We start from the raw sequence: 18,247 nt of genomic DNA on the forward strand, positions 1-18,247 counted from the left end.
CAGGCTGGTTCTCGGTACGCGTAGGCTCCAAATCGTGAAACGCTTGCAGCATGGATCTCGAAGTGTCGCCCGCGCTCACGATTCCCACCTCGGAACTTAGCTGGCGGTTCTCCCGCTCGTCAGGGCCAGGCGGTCAACACGTCAACACATCGGACAGCCGCGCCGAACTCTCCTGGAATGTCGCCGATTCCGCAGCGCTTTCCGATAACCAGCGGCAGATGCTGGTCATCCGTCTTGGACCACGCCTCATAGCCGGGGTGATCACTGTGACCGCCTCCGAGCAGCGGTCACAGTTGCGCAATCGCGAGATCGCCCTGGCCAAGCTCTCACACCTCGTGGCTGTGGGGCTTGCTCCCGAAGCTGCTGCCCGACGGGCGACCAAACCCACCCGGAACTCGAAACGTCGTCACCGACTGGCAAAGGAGCAGCGGGCGGCGACGAAACAACAACGAAAACGACCGTCCCCCGAGTAGGCCTCCTGTCCGACCTTCTTTATGGGCAATTGAAGCCAGACCAGATTGATGCAAAATTCGCCAACTACCCGTCGACGATGCATTTATCCCCGTTGCCAGTACCCTGACCACCGGCTTTCAGCCTTCAGTACTCGCCCTTGATCACGAAATAGGAGCCGCGGATAACTCCTGCCAGCTTCGATTTTTGGCGTGCGAACTTGAAACGTGATGCCAGTTCCTCCGGAATCTCCATGCCATCGGCGAGTTTGAATCCGACCGCCCGTTTCCCGCCGTCCTCGATGCTGTACATGACGTTGATCGACAGCCCCGATTCGTAGAACACATAAGCCATCCGCAAACCGTCCACTTCGAAGGCGGTCGCTTCGAGCGGTCGTGAGCCGATGACGATGTCTCGCTCGTCCTTGAGGATCCGGCTCACCCGCTCGACCACCTCCGGAACCTCGCTCGCAGGGCTCACAGTGAACACGTGGCCGTACTTGTTCCGGTAGTAACGGCCCTCGTTGGCGCGCAACCCGGCAAGCGCATGGGCAACGGGAGAAGACTCCAGACCGGCAGTGGACACGTTCTGGAAGTCAACAACGTACGGCATGCACCCTCCTGATTAGATGTGTTGGACCAACGATAACGTGCCTACGTGCTTCACAGGCGTCCGACTGCCCTTGTGTGTACAGCTGCATCGGCCCCCGGCAATTAGCTGCAAATGGGAATCATGCCGGGGTCCCGTCCAGAAATCCTTACGTTCGGTCTTGTTCCCGTGAACTCGACTACGAGGCCCTGCACAAGCCCGTGGTACCCAAGCTGGAAGAACTCGTTGAGCCTGCCAACCCGGGCCGGATAAGAGATGCCGGATAAGAGATGAGGTACTGGACAAGTGGGGAACCCTCGACTCCCTCGAACTCCTTGAGGAAGCTGACTTCCTCGCGCTTCACCTCGATCGCGTCCTTCGCTACGATACCGGGGCCAAGGTCGAGGCGAACTACGTCGACACCACGGTGCCTCGACCGCGGGTTCCACCTTCACCGAGCTCCTGGGGTTCAAGCTCTTGCCCCGTTCGAAGAACATCGGCTCCATCCCTCTCTACCGGGCGGAGAGCAAGGTCAGCTTTTCGGAGATTGCCCCGGCCCTGAGCCGGTTCATCAACGGGAACCCGTTACGCACCGGTCCTTTGTATTCCGCGGGTCGGCGGGGACTTCAACCTGCTTGGGTTGTTCTCTACCGGGTGAGCTGGGCGACAAAGGTGTAGGTGACCAGGATGGCCAGCATTACGACGAAAATCCGTAACGCCCACAGTGCTCTGCGGGTGCCGGGGCTCAGCTCGGCCGGGGCGACCGGGAGGGACTTTGCGGTGGACAGCTGGCCCGGTTCAAGAACCGCGGCCGGGTCCTCGCTGTGGTCCTTAAAGTGCTTCATCGAGGTTCCTTGTCAGTTGCGGAGGATCCGCGGATCTGGGGTACGGGTTAGGCCGGGATGAGGTGGATGGTCTGGAGGAAGGAGATGATTCCGTAGGCGGCCGCACAGAGGGCAATGAAAACGATCACCAGGGTCCCGAGAATATTTGTCACGCGCCTGTTCGCCCATTTGCCCATCAGCTCACTGTCATTGGCCAGCATCATCAGGAAGAGCAGCGTGACCGGCAGAAGGACGGTGGCCAGCACATTCGCGTTCAGTGCAATGGCCAGCAGCGGTGCACCAGGGATCAGGATTACTGCCGCCGAGATCAGGGCCGTAGTGACGTTGACCCCGTAGAAGAGCGCCGCGCCGCGGTGGGAGCTGTTGAAGCTGGCCGGGACCCCGATGCATTCCCCGGCGGCGTACGCGGTGCTGGCCGAGATGGTCAGGATCGCTACCGCCCCGGCTTCGATCAGGCCCAGGGCGAAGAGGGTGCCTACCGGTGTTCCCGCCACGGCGCTGAGAGCGGCGGGGAACCCTGCCCCGGCAAGGCCCTGGATAGCTTCGCCACCGTGGGTGAACAGTACCGCGCCGGCGATGAGGGCCGCGCAGCCAAAGACCGCGGCCAGTCCCGCCCCGACCGCCGTATCCAGACGGCCGTGTTTGAGGTCATGGTGGGTTATTCCTTTATCTGCGGAGGCGCTCTGCTGGAAGAAAATCATCCAGGGTGTGACGGTCGCCCCGATGGTTGCGGTCAGTAGAAGGAGAAGCGTTGTGAGCCCGCCGGTGGGTAAGGGCGACCAAGTGGCGAACGCTTCGCCGATGGCGCCCGGATCCGGGTGGACCATGATCGCAGCGACCAGGAACAGGCCGTTGAACATGGCCAGTCCCAAAACTATCCGCTCCCAGCGCCGGTACCGTCCCCCCGTCAGGGTGAGGACCACCAGAAGAACCCCCAAACCGGCAGCGACCGGCGCCCCCAGACCGAAGAATGCCAGACCGACACGGATGGCGACGAACTCGGAGACCAACGTAACCAGATTGGTGAGCACGAGGTCCACTGCTCCGAACCATCCCCAGAGACGGCCGTAGCGTTGCAGGACGAGTTCTCCGTACCCGCGGTGCGTCACGGCGCCGACCCGCATCGCCATTTCCTGGCAGATGTAGGCCATCGCGAAAAGGACAACGATGAAGGGCAGGAAGAACCCGGTGCCGTAGCTGGCCCCGTCCGCGGCATAGGAGACCATGCTCGGTCCGTCGTTTTCCCCCAGCATGGCCAGCAGCCCCGGACCGGTCAGCAACCACACCAGATGGTGCCGCTTACCGGACCGCCGTGCCCGGCTGACCCGTGCCCGGTCAGAGGACCGGGCAACATCCTCCCGTGTCAGGGACGGACCGTTGGTATCCAAGACGGTCACCACCCGGCCCGGCGGACCGAAACGGGCCGGCAACGGACACACCCTGCCGCTGACCAGACACGGACCGCGGGATGCGACACCGCAAATAAGGGACTCCTCATACGAGAATTATGGCATGCCTAAATATTTGGAACGCGGGAGAGGGCCCGCCGCGGTACCCACCCGGGCGATCGATGGCATGATGTCCGAGGCACGGCAGAGGGTGCACTTTTCTTGTCCGACGGGTGAATTCAGTCACATCGTCTAGACCCTGTGCGCGGCGAAAGGCATGTTTTTAAAGCACGGGACAAACGGGGAAAAGCCGTTTGTCAAGAGTTGGCCTGTGCTCTACCATCGGAGTGCAAGGTGCCGTTCGTTAGCTGAGGCTCCTTCGCGGAAACATGCCAGCGACCCCCAACGTCGAGAGACGCCCCGGGTCAGGACAGGCCGCCCCGGCATTAAGGGGTGGCCCCGATTGGCTCCCGGAACGCCGGGTTCACGCCGCGAAGTGCCAAAGGTCTTACGAGGAGGGGCAACCGCCGGGTGGGATGCCCGGCCTCCTCCCTGGTTGTGCAGAGCGCCGATTGGAGGTGGTCACCGTATGAGTGATGATCATAAACGATCCAACGGTGCCGCCTCGGCGCGGCACTGAATCCAGCTTCTGACGCGGCTTGAGCCCGCGCTTGGTTCCCCCGCCCCCCACTAGTCGCCCGCGACTCCACCCGGCCGCCACGAGGGCAGTGCACTCCGCATGCCACGGGTGGATGTCTTCATGTCCCGGGAAGGACACCCATGCCCACGAGCATCACCACGGGTCCGCAGCCCACAATGCCTGCGGCACACAAAGCACCGGCGTCCCTTGATAGCGCGCACATCGGCGACATCAAGGGCGCCTTCGGCACCATCAAGATGGATCAGGAAGGATCCGGCAGCGGTTGGAAGGCCAAACTGAAGACTCTCCTGGCCGTCGTCGGTCCCGGCCTCATCGTGATGGTCGGAGACAACGACGCCGGAGCGTTCGGCACCTACACTCAGGCCGGCCAGAACTACGGCACGTCCCTGCTGTGGACGCTCCTGCTGCTGGTTCCTGTTCTCTATGTCAACCAGGAAATGGTGCTCAGGCTCGGCGTCGTCACAGGCGTTGGGCACGCACGCCTCATTCTGGAACGGTTCGGCAAGTTCTGGGGCGCGTTCAGCGTGATCGACTTGTTCATCCTGAACGCTCTGACTATCGTGACGGAATTTATCGGTATCAGCCTCGGCCTTGACTATCTGGGCATCCCGAAAGTCGTCGGCGTTCTCGTAGCGGCCGCCGTCATAGTCGGGGCAGCTTCCACGGGGTCCTTCAAGCGTTTCGAACGTGTCTGCATGATCCTCGTGGCAGGGTCCCTGTTGCTGGTTCCGATCATCGTGATGGTGCACCCGGGCCTGGGCCAGATGGCTCATGACTTCGTGGTCCCCGGTGTTCCTACTGGTTCGGATCTGTCAACAGTGACGCTGCTCATCATCGGAATCGTCGGCACCACCATTGCGCCGTGGCAGCTGTTCTTCCAGCAGTCCTACCTGATTGACAAGCGCATCACTCCGCGTTTCATCAACTACGAAAAGGCTGATCTTTGGATCGGTATCGCCATCGTCATTGTCGGCGCGGGGGCGATCATGGGATTCACAACCGCGACGTTCTCCGGCCAGCCTGAGTTTGGAAACTTCACCGACGCCGGAGGCGTGGCTGAGGGCCTGGGCAAGTATGTTGGAAAGACCGCCGGCGTGCTCTTCGCCGTCGCGCTGATTGATGCTTCGATCATCGGCGCCGCCGCCGTTGGTCTGTCCACCTCCTACGCGCTCGGTGATGTCCTTGGTCTGAAACACTCCCTGCACCGCAAGTTTTCCGATGCCAAGGGTTTCTACGCTGTCTTCGCCGGCATCCTGCTGATCTCGGCCATCGTCGTTCTGATTCCGGGAGCGCCACTTGGCCTGCTCACCGTCGGGGTCCAGGTGCTTGCCGGTGTGCTGCTGCCGTCCGCCACCGTGTTCCTGCTGTTGCTGTGTAACGACAAGCAAGTGCTCGGGCCATGGGTCAATGGCAAATTCCTGAACATCTTCACCGCGTTCATCATTGGGATCCTTGTGATCCTGTCCCTGGTCCTGACTTCCAGCGTGCTGTTCCCGGACATGACCGGAGGAACCATTGTCGCGATTATCTTCATCGGCGCAGGTGCGTGCCTGCTCGGCTGCATCGCTTACGTGATCTATCGTGCCTTGCGTCCCGGGCCCGCCCGCGAGGCCGTCAGCCACTCCGAGCGCCGCGAATGGAGGATGCCCCCGTTGACGCTCCTCGAGGCACCGAAAGTGTCCACAGCGCGCAGGGCCGGGCTCACGGTCCTGCGCGCCTACCTCCTGGTCGCGATGATCCTGGTCATTGTCCGTGTGGTTCAGCTGGCTATTGGCGGCTGAACGCCCAGGGCGTAGATTCCACAACAGGCCCGTCAAGCCCCTTCTCCCGAAAGGCTCCCACCGATGAGCACCAACGGCACTTCCAGCGCACCGCGCTTCATGCTTTCAACCCTCCTGCGCCAGCCCGTCCTCGACTCCAAAGGCAACCAGATCGGCGTCCTTGCCGACGTGATCGTCCGTCTTCGCGACGGGGTCTACCCCACACTCAGCGGTCTGGTCGTCAGTGTGGGCAACACCCAGATCTTCACGACCGTCGAGGACGTGGCAGGCATCGAGGCTTACGGCATCCGGCTGCGCACCACCAAGCTGGACCTGCGCCCCTTCAGCCGGCGCGAAGGCGAAGTCCTGCTCCAGGAAGACGTCCTCGGACACCGGCTCATCGACATTGAACGCACCATCATGGTCAGGGCCTACGACATCGAACTCAGCCAGAACGCAGACACTTGGGAGGCCACCGGACTCGACGTCCACAAGCCCCGGTGGTTCCGGACCGAGCGCAGCCACAAGCCCCACGCCTCCCGCGACTGGAACCAGTTCCTGCCCCTCATCGGTCACAAGGACTCCAGCAAGGTGCGCTCGGATTCTGCACGATTCCGCAAGATGAAGCCGGCCCAGATCGCTGACCTCATTGAAGACTCCTCTGACAAAGAACAGCACGAACTCCTGGCACAGGTACATAAGGATCCCGAGCTTGAGGCGGATGTCTTTGAGGAGCTCGATGACGACCGCCAGTCGCGGATCTTGAAGGACCGCAGTGACCAGGACGTCGCGGACGTATTGGCCCACATGCGCGCCGACGATGCCGCAGATGCTGTCATGGACCTGCCCCAGGAACGTCGCAAAGCGATCCTTGCCCTCCTGCCGCCAACCCAGCACGCCAAAGTCATGGCGCTCCTTGGCTACCATGACGCAACGGCCGGCGGACTGATGGGAACCGACTACACGGCCCTTCCCTCAACCACCACCGTCGCGGAGGCGATCAACAGTGTCCGAACTGCCACCGCCCAACAGCCGGAAGCACTGACAACTATCTATTCCCTCCACCCGGACGGAACACTCGCAGGCGTCATCGGCCTGGTCCAGGCTCTGCAATCCAGCCCGAGCAAGACCCTTGGCGAGGTGGCCGACCCCGAACCTGTCAGCGCACAACCCGGCGATGACATCATCGAAGTCACCACCACGATGGCCGACTTCAACCTGCTCACCCTCCCCGTACTGGATGCCGAACGCCGGATTCTCGGCGTTATCACCGTTGACGACGCCCTCGAAGCGGCGATCCCGGACGACTGGGCCCGCCGCGAACACAACCGCGCAGCTACCGGCAGCAACCACGTCGAGTCCGAAACACGCACCAGCCACTAGGAAACAAGGACCCGATCGCTGAACCCCACAACGAGCCACCGCCGTCTGTATGAGCAACTCCTGAAACGTGATCTGGACCGAAGGGTCCGCCGTCGCAGGATTGTCCTCGACGCCGCACTGGCCGTGGCGGCACTCGTCCCTGGTGTGGTCGTGTCTGTGGGTAGTACCGCGCTCAGTTTCAACGCAAACCTCCACCGTTCGGGCCTTGAACGGCGAGGATGTCCAGAAGTTGAGCAAGGAAAGCTACGGCTACGGGTTCGACGCCGCGAAAACCTCCCTGATCAAGGCCGGTAAAGCCGATGACGACGCCACATACCAAGCAGCTCGCGACGCCGGACGCAGCAAGCAACCTCGCTGACCGGAGGAAACATTTCCTTCCCGACCCTGCCGATCACGGGCTTCGTCATCTCCCCGGCAACGCAACCCGCGACCGGTGCAAGCACCACCGTCCCGGACCCGGCACAGGTCCCGGCGCCGGCGACCCCAGCACCCGAAACCCCGGCCCCCAGCAATAGCACTTACGCCGACTCCACGGGAGCCCTCCAAGGCGGCAACATCCCTGCGTCGAATAGGGGTTGCCGCAGATGGACCAAGCGGTGAAACCGCAGGTCAACGTGGATGACCCGTGCGCGGAACGGGCGTGAGCAGTCCGTGTGACAGGTCAAAGGTCTTCAGCCTGGATCCCTGGCTCAACCGGGCAGGGAGCCCTGGGCGGCTTTTTCGGCGGCGGCCTGGCTGCCCCGGCCCCGCAGGACACGCGCTATGGCCACTGCGAGGACGGAGCCAGCGACCGGGCCGGCGGCGTAGATCCAGATTCGGCTGAAATCTCCAGTGATCAGGTCAGGACCGAACGACCTGATCGGGTTCATTGACGCTCCGCTGACGGGTCCCCACAGTCCGGCCATGACGATGTACGCGGCGATCCCGAATGCAGACACCGCGCCCAAGTTCTGCGCCCCGGAGGCAACGGCGAGGACGGTGCTGACCAGCCCCGCGGTCAGCAGGACTTCCAGGGTGAATGCCTGAAAGTCGGTGAATTCCGGGCCTGGAACCGTCATCCCGTCCTTGCCGTTGTGGCCAAACACGGCCAGCGTGGCGGCGGCGAGCATGGCGGCGGCAGTCTGGGCGAGTATATAGCCGGGGACTCTTGGCCGCGGAAAGTCCCGGCGCAGTGCGAACGCCAAGCTCACGACGGGGTTCAGGTGAGCCCCGGAAACGGGGCCGATGAAGAGAACGACGGCGATGATGGTCAACGCCGGCGTCATCGTGATGGCCGTGTGCCCGAGGCCTCCGCGCGTGGCTGTGTTTACAACGTCTGCGCCGGCCGCGGCCAACACCAGAAGATAAGTTCAAAGGAACTCACCGAAAAGCCGGCGCGATTGGTTGCCGGGCTTGTTGAAGGCCCGGATCGTGCGATGGTCCTGGAGAGAGGCCCGGGTGCCTCCGCCCTCCGGACCGTCTTTCCGCGTCTCGTGCCAGCATCTGTCCGGTCTAGAATCCGGCGATACGCGCGGAAACGACGGTGTCTTCGCTCAGATGATAGGACGCGTAGATCCGATGGTATCCGTCGACAATCCGGGCAGTCATCCCGGCTTTCTTGCTCCCAAGGATGATCAGGCACAGCGAGAGCGCCGTCCCGGCCGCGACTCAGGCGAGTTTCTTGGCAACGTCTTGGTCATCGGCCGGCAACAGCGACAGCCCGGCTGCCCGCAGAAGGTACTTGGCCTTGAATGACACGGTGTCCGCCTGCTCCAGGGCTTCCGGTGTTGCCGGTGGTGCGGATCCTCTCCACCGCCGGAAACGGCCAGTAGAACCTGCCACTGTGCTCCGACAGCCGCCCGCGGTTCCGGAGGGTGGCGGCGGCACAGAGCAGGCACACCTTCATCGCGGCGTCGGAGTGTCATGATCAGGCCATGAGCATTTCTACTTTCAAACCTCCTGTCCACCGCTCGGGCATCCACCTGACCGCCATGGCTGGCGTGGGGCTGGCCGTCGCGCTTGCGGTCGGGAACTTCATGTCCTGGGCCTATGCCCCCGCGCTGGGATGGGCGACCGCGTCACTGACGTACCTAATCTGGGTCTGGTCTGTCATCGGGACCCTGGATGCTGCCGGCACCGAGGCCCACGCCCGCGCCAGAGGTGAGGATCCCGGCCGTGTTGTCTCAGACCTGCTGGTGCTCGCGGCCACCATCGGCAGCTTCGGCGGGGTCGCCCTGATCCTGCTGGAGGCCGGATCAGCCCAAGGCGGCTTGAAGGCGGCCATCATTGCCCTGGCACTGGGCAGCGTCACGTTGTCCTGGCTCCTGGTGCAAACGCTCTTCACGCTACGGTACGCAACCATTTACTACAGGGAAGCCGATGGTGTGGACTTCAACGAGAAGAAGCCGCCCCGGTACATGGATTTTGCCTACCTTTCCTTCACCATCGGCATGACCTTCCAGGTCTCGGACACAAACCTTACAACGGACCAGATCCGCTATACGGCCCTCCGCCAGGCATTGCTCTCCTACGTTCTGGGCGCCATCGTGCTTGCAACGGTCATAAACCTCGTCTCCGGGCTCGTTCACTGACCCAACCCTGGCACCTGTTCATGGCCCGTGATTCCCCGTGTATACCCAACGGGGGTAACCACGACACGGCCGGGGCAGGCCCGGGCTGGTCGCCGTGGTTGACTTCGGACACGTCAAACGAGGAGAGGCCGTCCGACCTGCCGGGGCAGCATGCGGATGAACCCCATGCCGAAGGTGGCCTGGCCGGGAGGCTGAACTGGCTTCGGGCCGGGGTACTGGGCTCGAACGACGGGATCGTTTCCGTGGCCGCGATCGTCGTGGGTGTCGCCGGGCCACCCCGGCGGCTGCCCCGGCGCTCACTGCCGGCGTCGCGGCCTCGTGGGCGGTGCCATTTCGATGGTACTGGGAGAAATACGTATCGGTCAGTAGCCATCGTGACAGCCAGCGCGCCATGATCGACAAGGAAAAAGCCAAACTCACGGACACTCCGAGGCGGAGCTGGCTGAACTTTCCGGTCTTTACGAGGCAAAAGGACTATCCACCCGACCGCCGAGAGGGTTGCCCGGGAACTGACGGACAAGGATGCCATTGCCGCGCACCTTTCCGCCGAACTGGACATTGAAGAAGACGAAGTGGTTAGTCCCTGGAGTGCCGCCATGGCATCGGCGATCGCCTTCACCGCGGGAGGAGTGCTCCCGCTGGCGGCCATCCTGTTGTCCACCCAGCAGCTTCGGGTGCCGATGACGTTCGTCGTGGTCCTGCTCGCCCTGGCCTTTACCGGAGTCCTGGGCGCGAAGCTCGGCGGCAGCCGCGCGGCCCGGGCCACTGTCCACATCGTCGTCGGGGGTGCCCTTGCACGGCCCGGTACTCCTGAAGGTGTCTTCAGGGGCAATCTAGGTGTGGTTGAGTTCTGGGTATGGGCCTTGAGCTGACGAGTGAACTTCTTGATTCGTGGACGCTGGTTGATGACGATGTGGCATTGATGGGCCGGAAGTCAGGAGCGATTCGGGCAGGGTTTGCTGTGTTGCTGAAGTTTTTTCAGCAACATGCCAGGTTTCCGGTCGGGCCTTCTGATCTTCCACTGGGAGCTTTGAACTATGTAGCAGCACAGATTTCCGTTCCTATCGATGCGCTGGGTCCCTATTGGGATGGGCGTTCAATCAAATACCACCGGGCCGAGAGGTCCCATTTTGGATTCCGTGAGTTCACCTCCGCTGATGAGGCCCGGCTGGCTGGGTGGTTGGCGGAGAGGGTGTGCCCGTCGGAGGTTCGTGAGTCTGCGCTTGTGGAGGCTTTGTTGTCCCGGTGCCGTCAGGAGCGTATTGAGCCGCCGGGGCGTGCGGGCAGGATTGTTGGTGCTGGCCGGGCGTTGTTTGAGCAGCGCTTGCGTGCCGATGTCGTCAAGGTTCTGGGGCAGGACGGCGCTGCTGGTCTGGAGGCCCTCGTAGCTGATGGAACAGCGGGTTCTCTGTTGTCGGTGTTGAAGACTGATCCGGGCCCGGCTGGTTTGGAATCGTTGCTGGCAGAAGTGGAGAAGCTTTCAGCAGCCCAGGCTCTTGATTTAGCGCCCGGCTTGTTTGCCGGGGTGTCGGAGAAGGTCGTGAGCGCGTGGCGGGCCAGGGCGGCCCGGATGTATCCATCGGACTTCTGGAACGCGCCGCGCCCGGTGCGGTTGACGCTCTTGGCGGCGTTGTGTCATCAACGCACGGCGGAGATCGCTGACTGCCTGATCGATCTGCTGCTGGTCCTGGTGTTGAAGATCAATACCAGCGCGGTGAAGAAGGTCGAGAAAGAACTGACCGAGGACCTGCAAAGGGTCCATGGGAAGACGGCCTTGCTGTTCAAACTCGCTGAGACAGCGGTTGCATGCCCGGATGAGACGGTCCGGAAGACCGTGTTCCCGGTGGTGAGTGAGAAGACCCTGCGGCAGCTGGTCCAGGAGGCAAAAGCCAACGAGACTGTGTTCCAGGGCAAGGTGCGGACCGTGTTGCGGGGTTCGTACTCGAATCATTACCGGCGGATGCTGCCGGCGTTGCTGTCCGTGCTGCGGTTCCGGTGCCATAACACGGCGTTCCGGCCGATCATGGATGCCATCGCGTTGCTGGAACGGTACGCGGATGCTGGAAGCAAGAGCCAGTTCTTCGCCCCAGGCGAGGTAGTCCCGGTTGCGGGGGTGGTTCCCCGGTCCTGGGAGGGCGCTGTCCGGGACGAGAAGGGCAGGATTGAGCGGATACCCTACGAGCTTTGCCTGCTGGTGTCTTTACGGGGTGCGTTGCGCCGTCGCGAGGTTTTCGTTGACGGGGCCGGGAAGTGGCGGGATCCGGAAGAGGATCTTCCCCAGGACTTCGACGCTTCCCGCGAGCTTCATTACGAGGCTTTGCGGAAGCCGTTGGATCCGGCCAGGTTCATTTTTGATCTTCAGTCCAGAATGACCAGGACACTGGAGCATCTGGATAACGGTCTGCTGGCCGATACTACTGGCGGGGTGAGGATCACCAAACGCCGCGGTGCGCCGTGGATAAAGGTGCCCAAGCTGGAAAAACTCGAAGAGCCAGCGAATCTAGGCAAACTCAAGGACGAGGTCCTGGCGAGGTGGGGCACCCTGGACTTGCTGGAAGTCCTCAAGGAAGCGGACTTCCTGACCGGATTTACCGGGGAATTCGTCTCCGTTGCCTCCCGCGAGGTCCTTGACCGTGACACGCTGCGTAAGCGTCTGCTGCTTTGTTTGTTCGGACTCGGGACGAACATGGGCATCAAAGCCGTCACTGACGCCGGCGGTCACGGGGAGACGGAGCGGGAGTTACGCCATGTCCGCCGGACATTCATTACGAAGGACAATCTGCGCCAGGCGATTGTGAAGGTCGTCAACGCCACGTTCGAGGCCAGGAACCCTAACTGGTGGGGTGAAGGGAATGCCTGTGCTTCGGATTCGAAGAAGTTCGGGTCCTGGGAATCGAACCTGATGACCGAGTGGCACAACCGTTACGGCGGGCCCGGAGTGATGATCTACTGGCACGTGGAGAAGAAATCGACCTGCATCTATTCCCAGCTGAAGAACTGTTCCTCCTCCGAGGTTGCTGCCATGATCGAAGGAATCCTGCGCCACGACACCGACGCCGAGATCGAAGCGAACTACGTTGACACCCACGGCGCCTCGATCGTGGGGTTCGCGTTCACCGAGCTCCTAGGCTTCCGGCTGTTGCCGCGCTTGAAGAACATCGGCTCCATCCGCCTCTACCGGACCAGCAACGACGAAGCCTACGCCGAGATCAATGACGTGTTGTCTCGTCCGATCAATTGGGATCTTATCGCCCAGCAATATGACCAGATGGTCAAATACGCCACCGCCCTCAAACTCGGCACGGCCGAATCGGAGACGATCCTGCGCCGCTTCACCCGCGGCGGGCCCAAACACCCCACCTACCAGGCCCTGGAGGAACTCGGACGGGCCGTGCGGACAATCTTCGCCGCCGACTACCTCGCCAGCGAAGGCCTGCGACGCGAAATCAACTCGGGACTGCAGTGACCCTTCCTGCTGGCACCCGAATCGACCGATTTGGCTCGCCATATGGTAGATTCACGTCCCCCGAGGGCATTCCGCTGTGGCAGCGCGCATTGCCTCCGCACGCCTTAGAGGGTGACTATTCCATTTATGAGACAACCAGGGACCTTAGGGTGCTTCAGGGAACTATCGCCCCCGCGTTCGGACAGCCAGGGTATGGAACTCAGTACGTTCTCCCCCAAAACGTAAGGACCCTGATCGACAATGGTTTCTTGAAAGAGGTGGGCAAATGAATCGGTCCGAGCTGAACCAGATTCTGCTGACTGAAGGGTTCTATCCCTTCAGTTACGATCTAAACGGGGGCCCCGCCCCGGAAGCCCACATTTTGGAAAATCGCGGCTACGAATGGGCAGTGTACTACTCAGAGCGAGGAGACCATGTGGCCGAAGAAGTATTCTTCAGCGAAAGCGAGGCATGCGAGTTCTTCCTCGACCGAATGAGAAGCGATCCTTCGACGAGACCACGTGCAGAGCGCCCCCCGCTGCCTCCTAGCTTCTGAAGCCCTTTCATCGCAGTGTTTGGCCCACCGGATCGTTATAGATCGAGCAGCATTCGATCCGGCCGAGTCATCACCGCTGGCGTTCGAACTGACTGCCGAGCTCAAGCAGTGCGAGACGCGATTGAGGCATGGCCATGAGCAGAGGTGGTATCTGCATGCCGTCAGGAAGCCGTTGAAAACGGACGGGTCTCGTAGACCGGTCAGCGACGGGTTCCGCAGCATGCCTGGCAACGCCGATTGTGCCCCCGAATTCGGGGCAGGACGGCGTTAAAATTGCATGCCAAGCCTTGACGTCAGTTTGGGGCACACCGCAACCTGACGTCAGGGCATCTGACAAGGGAGGATTTGGCCTGGGGGGGCGGAACTCCGGTCCTGCTTTCGATACGTGTCCAGTCGCAACATGCGATATCGGTCAGAGGCTGCTGAAGCAATGCTCATCAAGTCCAGATTCTATGGACTATCGATGCTTCTTGAGCAACGGCGGCCCCGTTTTCCGGCCCTCCCACTGTCAGGGTGGGATCTGAGAACTTCATGAGCCAGCGTCAATAAATCGAGATTTCACGGCTATTCTGACGCAAACGCTGAGCGCCGCCTCTGACTTCGCGTATCGGACGGGACGGGCCGTCGGCGTCCGACGATAGCCCCGCAGTGCGCCACCCCCCTAACAGCAACCGGCTCTTAGTTCACGGTCTGTGCTTTCGACTTGGCTACCGCCTATTCGGGAAGGTTTCTAACGGCTGGAAGGCAGGGCGCACATCCTTGTTGAAGTCGGACTGCTATGACTTCGTTTCGTTTGGATGGCTCGTATGGACGTGCTCCAGGTAAACAGTCTGGTCCACCACGTAAAACCAGATGCGTGCATCACCTTTTAGAGTGGGCTTGTGCTGCCATCTGTCGTGGGTGACACCATCTCGTGATACCCGGCCCAGTTCACCACGCAGCTGGTAGTTGGTCGGTGTCGTCATTTGCGGTGACCGCGTCAGGAAGTCCCAGGAATCCACCAGGGCGTTCCTGGTCGTGGCTTTCAGATCCGTCCAGCCGCGTTTGGCCTGCACAGAAGCGAAACGAAGCTCATACTCGCTCTTCTTAGTCGGCCTCTCGACCTTTTCGTTCTTCGCCATTCCTCAGGGACGCTCGACAGGTTCAGTGTCGTCAAGCCATTCGATTGCTTCCTTGCCGAGTCCGGCGGCGATGGCAGTTGCCGTCTCCCGCCATGCAGTTACTGCCGCGACGGCCAAATGGTGCTGATTGGTGGCAAAAGAGGCTCGCGCCGCTGCCACGATTTCTGAGGAGCAGGCTTCCCGGTCTGCCTCGCTCAAGGCAAGCATCCACGGAAAGCGATCACTCATTCGGGTTGCAAGTGTTCCCTCGGTACTAGTGGTGACGGCTATCAGCTGCGCGGCCAGTTCAAGTAGAGAAGCCCGTGCCTGGTCGGCGCTCTCAGACATGAGAACAAGAGACTCACCGTCGCGGCGAGTGATCTGAATCGGGTGATCGGTTGCAGCGGCAAAGGCCTCAGCGGAGGCGCGGCTTAGTTCGGATGACTGAAAAGTCGTTCGGGAAGTGGCTACTGCGCTCATAACCTAACCCTACTTCAGATCATGCTCTGAAGTCCATTGCACGGCGTCCTGCTTGCGGTGCAGGTCCCGAGAGTGCATCGATGAGTTTGAGCCCGCGTTTGCCCCATTCGATTTCCGTCTCCGCCCGCGCGATCAGGCCTTCGTAGGTGAAGACTTTGTATTCGATGGTGCGTTGACGGTCGGCTTCGGGGGTGGCAGCCAGGCGTTTGCTCAGCATCTCGTTTGTGCCTGCCCGCAGCCCGGTGATCATGTCCGCCCATTGATCGCGGCGCATCGTGTGATAGTCGATGTGGGCCTGCATGTGCTCCCGCGCCGCGCCGGGTTCCGCCCATTCCAGGTAGGCGGCCTTCAGGTGCACGGGATCTCGCTCACGGGAATACTCCAGGGGCTCTTGCATCCATGCACGGAATGCGGCCCGGCCGTCCTCGGTAATCCGGTACTGCGTCTTCTTGCCCCGGGGCCCCCACGAAACTTCCTCCGCCTGCAGCAGACCCTCCTTGGTCATCTTCCGCAGCTCCGGATAGATCTGTGAATCAGGTGCATGCCACACGAAGGCAACCGAAGACTCGAATCGTTTGGCCAGGTCGTAGCCGGTCATGGGCTCCACGGAAAGCAAAGCCAGAAGCGCGTAGCGAAGACTCACGTTAGTTCCCTTCAAGGTCTTGCCAATAACTATATCGATAGATAGTCTGTGACCCAAGCCACCAACTATGGACATAGATAGTTGAAGGCATCCCCAGAAAAATCTTGTTACGCCTGGCATGCCGCTGAGAAAAGACGCCAGGCACCGGAAAGAGGCCAAAGATGACCGTGCTCCAGTCCAGCAATTCCACCACCAATAAAGTCCTCGGCCACCCGCTGAATGCCTGGTATGTCGCCGCGTGGGATCACGAAGTCACCCGCAAGCCCCTGGCGCGCAGGATTGCTGACCGCCCGCTGGCGCTGTACCGCACCGAGGACGGTAAGGCCGTGGCCCTGGCGGACGCGTGCTGGCATCGTCTGGCGCCGTTGTCCATGGGAAAGACCGTTGGCAAGGATGGCATCCAGTGTCCGTATCACGGCATCGTGTACAACTCTGCGGGCCGGTGCGCGTCCATGCCGGCGCAGGAGAGCATCAACCCCTCGGCCACTGTCCCGTCCTTCCCGGTGGTGGAGCGTCATCGGTTTGTGTGGGTCTGGCTGGGCGACTCGACCCAGGCGGATCCCGGCCTTGTCCCGGACATGCATCAGATGGACAGCCAGGACTGGGCCGGGGATGGGGAAACCATTTTCGCGCCGTGCAACTACCAGCTGGTCCTGGACAACCTGATGGACCTCACCCACGAGGAATTTGTCCATGCCTCCAGCATCGGCCAGGAGGAGCTGAGCGAGTCCGAATTCGTGGTCACGCACGATGACCGCACCGTCACTGTGTCGCGGTGGATGCTCAACATCGATGCCCCGCCGTTCTGGCTCAAGAACATGCGGGACAAGTTCCCCGGCTTCGAAGGCAAGGTGGACCGCTGGCAGATCATCCGCTTCGAGGCGCCCTCCACTATCCGCATTGACGTCGGCGTTGCCAAGGCCGGCACAGGCGCCCCGGACGGGGATCGCAGCCAGGGCGTTAACGGCTACGTCATGAACACCATCAGCCCGGAGACAGCCAAGTCCTGCCACTACTTCTGGGCGTTCATGCGCAACTACTGCCTGGACAGCCAGCTCATCACTACCCAGCTCCGCAATGGAGTGCACGGCGTGTTCGGTGAGGACGAAGCAATGCTGAAGGCCCAGCAGGAAGCCATCGACGCCAATCCCGATTACGAGTTCTACAGCCTGAACATCGATGCAGGCGGCATGTGGGTCCGCAGGCTGATCGAGCGCATGCTCCAGGCAGAGGGCCGCCTCGCAGCGGCACTCTGACCGGACAAGGACTCCAAGGAAAAAGACCATGGCAGCAACCAACAACGAAGTCTGGCAGTCAGCAACGGTAGTGGCCGTCTCGGAGGTGGCCGCAGGCATCCGGCGCATTGAACTGGAACCGTCAGCACCCAAGCATGCAGAGCCCGGGTCGCACATCGACCTGACAGTTACCATCAACGGCGAACAGGAGAAACGCTCCTACTCAGTGGTGGAATCCAAAGACCTCGGGAAGACCCTGGTGATCAGCGTCTTCAAGGCACCCGTTTCCCGGGGCGGATCTGTCTACATGCACTCGCTCAAGCCCGGTGACACACTCCGCATCACCCAGCCCCTGCAGAACTTTCCGCTGCGGATCGGGGCAGAGCGCTACGTTCTGCTGGCCGGCGGCATCGGGATCACTGCCATCATGAACATGGCGGCGGTCCTTCGCAACGTCAAGGCCGACTACACCTTGGTCTACGCGGGCCGGAACCGGGCTGCGATGGCCTACCTGCAGGACCTGCAGGAGATCCACGGGGCCCGGCTGCAGGTCCACGTCGACGACGAGGGAAGCAGCCTGGACGTGACCACCCTGGTGGGCGGCATCGGCCCGGGAACCGAACTCTACATGTGCGGGCCTATCCGGCTGATGGATGCGGTCCGCCGCGGCTGGACCGAACGCGAACTGGCAATGCCCGACCTGCGGTACGAGACGTTCGGGAACTCCGGCTGGTACGACCCGGAGGAGTTCCTCGTCCGCATTCCGCGGCTGGGCATCGAAGCAAAAGTTGGGCAGGGCCGCTCCATGCTCGAAGCACTCGAGGACGCCGGTGTGGACATGATGTTCGACTGCCGCAAAGGCGAGTGCGGTCTCTGCGAGGTCCGCATCCTGAACTTGAACGGCGCCGTCGACCACCGCGATGTCTTCTACAGCGAACGGCAGCACCACGCTGCAAAGAAGATGTGCTGCTGCGTCTCACGGGCCGTCAGCTCCGCCACAGGTTCCCGTACAGACGCCAAGTCTTCAGGCGCCCCTGCCGTTGTCACCATCGACCTGTCCTAGACACACCCTGATCTAGCCACTACGACACACCCTGTTCTGCCCCTCAGGGCTGCCCGCACCTCCGTGCAGCCGTAAACAGC

The 18,247-nt window shown here is 61.8% G+C and carries 19 protein-coding genes, 1 pseudogene and 1 riboswitch; of the genes and pseudogenes, 10 read left to right on the top strand and 10 right to left on the bottom strand.

Going from position 1 to position 18,247, the window contains the following annotated elements:
* Positions 1-50 precede the first annotated feature (50 nt).
* Positions 51-473, top strand: a complete 423-nt coding sequence (gene arfB, locus ABD884_RS12460) for an alternative ribosome rescue aminoacyl-tRNA hydrolase ArfB (protein WP_345046077.1) — start codon at positions 51-53, stop codon at positions 471-473.
* A gap of 124 nt (positions 474-597) precedes the next feature.
* Here the strand turns inward: arfB and ABD884_RS12465 are convergent, their stop codons facing one another.
* The 4 genes from ABD884_RS12465 to ABD884_RS12485 all read right to left on the bottom strand — a co-directional run bounded on the left by ABD884_RS12465 (position 598) and on the right by ABD884_RS12485 (position 3,313).
* Positions 598-1,062, bottom strand: a complete 465-nt coding sequence (locus tag ABD884_RS12465) for a phage tail protein (protein ID WP_345046078.1) — start codon at positions 1,060-1,062, stop codon at positions 598-600.
* Between the two features lie 175 nt (positions 1,063-1,237).
* A complete protein-coding gene (locus tag ABD884_RS12470) occupies positions 1,238-1,402 on the bottom strand; it encodes a hypothetical protein (protein ID WP_345046079.1) in 165 nt (54 codons plus the stop codon).
* Positions 1,403-1,685: 283 nt separating this feature from the next.
* Complete coding sequence (locus tag ABD884_RS12480) at positions 1,686-1,883, bottom strand: hypothetical protein (RefSeq protein ID WP_345046081.1); 198 nt, start codon at positions 1,881-1,883, stop codon at positions 1,686-1,688.
* 47 nt (positions 1,884-1,930) lie between these two features.
* A complete protein-coding gene (locus ABD884_RS12485; protein ID WP_345046082.1) occupies positions 1,931-3,313 on the bottom strand; it encodes an NRAMP family divalent metal transporter in 1,383 nt (460 codons plus the stop codon).
* A 311-nt stretch (positions 3,314-3,624) separates the two neighbouring features.
* A riboswitch (M-box (ykoK) riboswitch) is annotated at positions 3,625-3,796 on the top strand.
* A gap of 255 nt (positions 3,797-4,051) precedes the next feature.
* Here ABD884_RS12485 and ABD884_RS12490 point away from each other — a divergent pair.
* The 3 genes from ABD884_RS12490 to ABD884_RS12500 all read left to right on the top strand — a co-directional run bounded on the left by ABD884_RS12490 (position 4,052) and on the right by ABD884_RS12500 (position 7,433).
* Complete coding sequence (locus tag ABD884_RS12490) at positions 4,052-5,713, top strand: NRAMP family divalent metal transporter (protein WP_345046083.1); 1,662 nt, start codon at positions 4,052-4,054, stop codon at positions 5,711-5,713.
* A 63-nt stretch (positions 5,714-5,776) separates the two neighbouring features.
* A complete protein-coding gene (locus ABD884_RS12495; RefSeq protein WP_345046084.1) occupies positions 5,777-7,075 on the top strand; it encodes a magnesium transporter MgtE N-terminal domain-containing protein in 1,299 nt (432 codons plus the stop codon).
* 67 nt (positions 7,076-7,142) lie between these two features.
* Positions 7,143-7,433 carry a hypothetical protein gene (locus tag ABD884_RS12500; protein ID WP_345046085.1) on the top strand — a complete coding sequence of 97 codons (291 nt, stop codon included), beginning with the start codon at positions 7,143-7,145 and terminating at the stop codon, positions 7,431-7,433.
* Between the two features lie 331 nt (positions 7,434-7,764).
* Here ABD884_RS12500 and ABD884_RS12505 read toward each other — a convergent pair whose 3' ends face one another.
* A complete protein-coding gene (locus ABD884_RS12505) occupies positions 7,765-8,412 on the bottom strand; it encodes an MIP/aquaporin family protein (protein WP_345046086.1) in 648 nt (215 codons plus the stop codon).
* 310 nt (positions 8,413-8,722) lie between these two features.
* Positions 8,723-8,896, bottom strand: coding sequence for a hypothetical protein (locus ABD884_RS12510; RefSeq protein ID WP_345046087.1), 174 nt, complete (start codon positions 8,894-8,896; stop codon positions 8,723-8,725).
* Positions 8,897-8,988: 92 nt separating this feature from the next.
* Here ABD884_RS12510 and ABD884_RS12515 point away from each other — a divergent pair, with 92 nt between their 5' ends.
* The 4 genes and pseudogenes from ABD884_RS12515 (at position 8,989) to ABD884_RS26205 (ending at position 13,380) form a co-directional block, all read left to right on the top strand.
* A complete protein-coding gene (locus ABD884_RS12515) occupies positions 8,989-9,645 on the top strand; it encodes a DUF1345 domain-containing protein (RefSeq protein WP_028267036.1) in 657 nt (218 codons plus the stop codon).
* A 137-nt stretch (positions 9,646-9,782) separates the two neighbouring features.
* Positions 9,783-10,517 (top strand): annotated as a pseudogene (locus ABD884_RS12520) (VIT1/CCC1 transporter family protein).
* Positions 10,502-13,111, top strand: a complete 2,610-nt coding sequence (locus tag ABD884_RS12525; RefSeq protein ID WP_345046088.1) for a Tn3 family transposase — start codon at positions 10,502-10,504, stop codon at positions 13,109-13,111. Before ABD884_RS12520 ends, ABD884_RS12525 begins: the two are co-directional and overlap by 16 nt.
* The gene (locus tag ABD884_RS26205; protein WP_376954202.1) at positions 13,108-13,380 is read left to right on the top strand and encodes a TNT domain-containing protein; all 273 of its coding nucleotides are present in this window, start codon (positions 13,108-13,110) and stop codon (positions 13,378-13,380) included. The genes ABD884_RS12525 and ABD884_RS26205 overlap by 4 nt, the downstream gene beginning before the upstream one ends.
* A 336-nt stretch (positions 13,381-13,716) precedes the next feature.
* On the opposite strand, the gene ABD884_RS12530 is transcribed toward ABD884_RS26205, so the two are convergent.
* From ABD884_RS12530 to ABD884_RS12545, 4 genes are all read right to left on the bottom strand, one after another.
* Positions 13,717-13,953, bottom strand: a complete 237-nt coding sequence (locus ABD884_RS12530) for a hypothetical protein (RefSeq protein WP_345046089.1) — start codon at positions 13,951-13,953, stop codon at positions 13,717-13,719.
* A gap of 469 nt (positions 13,954-14,422) precedes the next feature.
* A complete protein-coding gene (locus tag ABD884_RS12535) occupies positions 14,423-14,767 on the bottom strand; it encodes a hypothetical protein (protein WP_345046090.1) in 345 nt (114 codons plus the stop codon).
* 3 nt (positions 14,768-14,770) lie between these two features.
* Complete coding sequence (locus ABD884_RS12540; protein ID WP_345046091.1) at positions 14,771-15,226, bottom strand: prevent-host-death protein; 456 nt, start codon at positions 15,224-15,226, stop codon at positions 14,771-14,773.
* Positions 15,227-15,245: 19 nt separating this feature from the next.
* Positions 15,246-15,869 (bottom strand): PadR family transcriptional regulator, encoded by a 624-nt coding sequence (locus ABD884_RS12545; protein WP_345046092.1) that lies wholly within the window; start codon positions 15,867-15,869, stop codon positions 15,246-15,248.
* Positions 15,870-16,030: 161 nt separating this feature from the next.
* Between ABD884_RS12545 and ABD884_RS12550 the strand changes: the two genes are divergently transcribed.
* Both ABD884_RS12550 and ABD884_RS12555 read left to right on the top strand, forming a co-directional pair.
* Positions 16,031-17,125, top strand: a complete 1,095-nt coding sequence (locus ABD884_RS12550; RefSeq protein ID WP_345046093.1) for an aromatic ring-hydroxylating oxygenase subunit alpha — start codon at positions 16,031-16,033, stop codon at positions 17,123-17,125.
* A 28-nt stretch (positions 17,126-17,153) separates the two neighbouring features.
* A complete protein-coding gene (locus ABD884_RS12555; RefSeq protein WP_345046094.1) occupies positions 17,154-18,167 on the top strand; it encodes a PDR/VanB family oxidoreductase in 1,014 nt (337 codons plus the stop codon).
* The last annotated feature ends 80 nt before the right edge of the window (positions 18,168-18,247 follow it).

The organism is Arthrobacter methylotrophus (assembly GCF_039539965.1).
GTDB classification, from domain to species: Bacteria; Actinomycetota; Actinomycetes; order Actinomycetales; family Micrococcaceae; genus Arthrobacter; species Arthrobacter methylotrophus.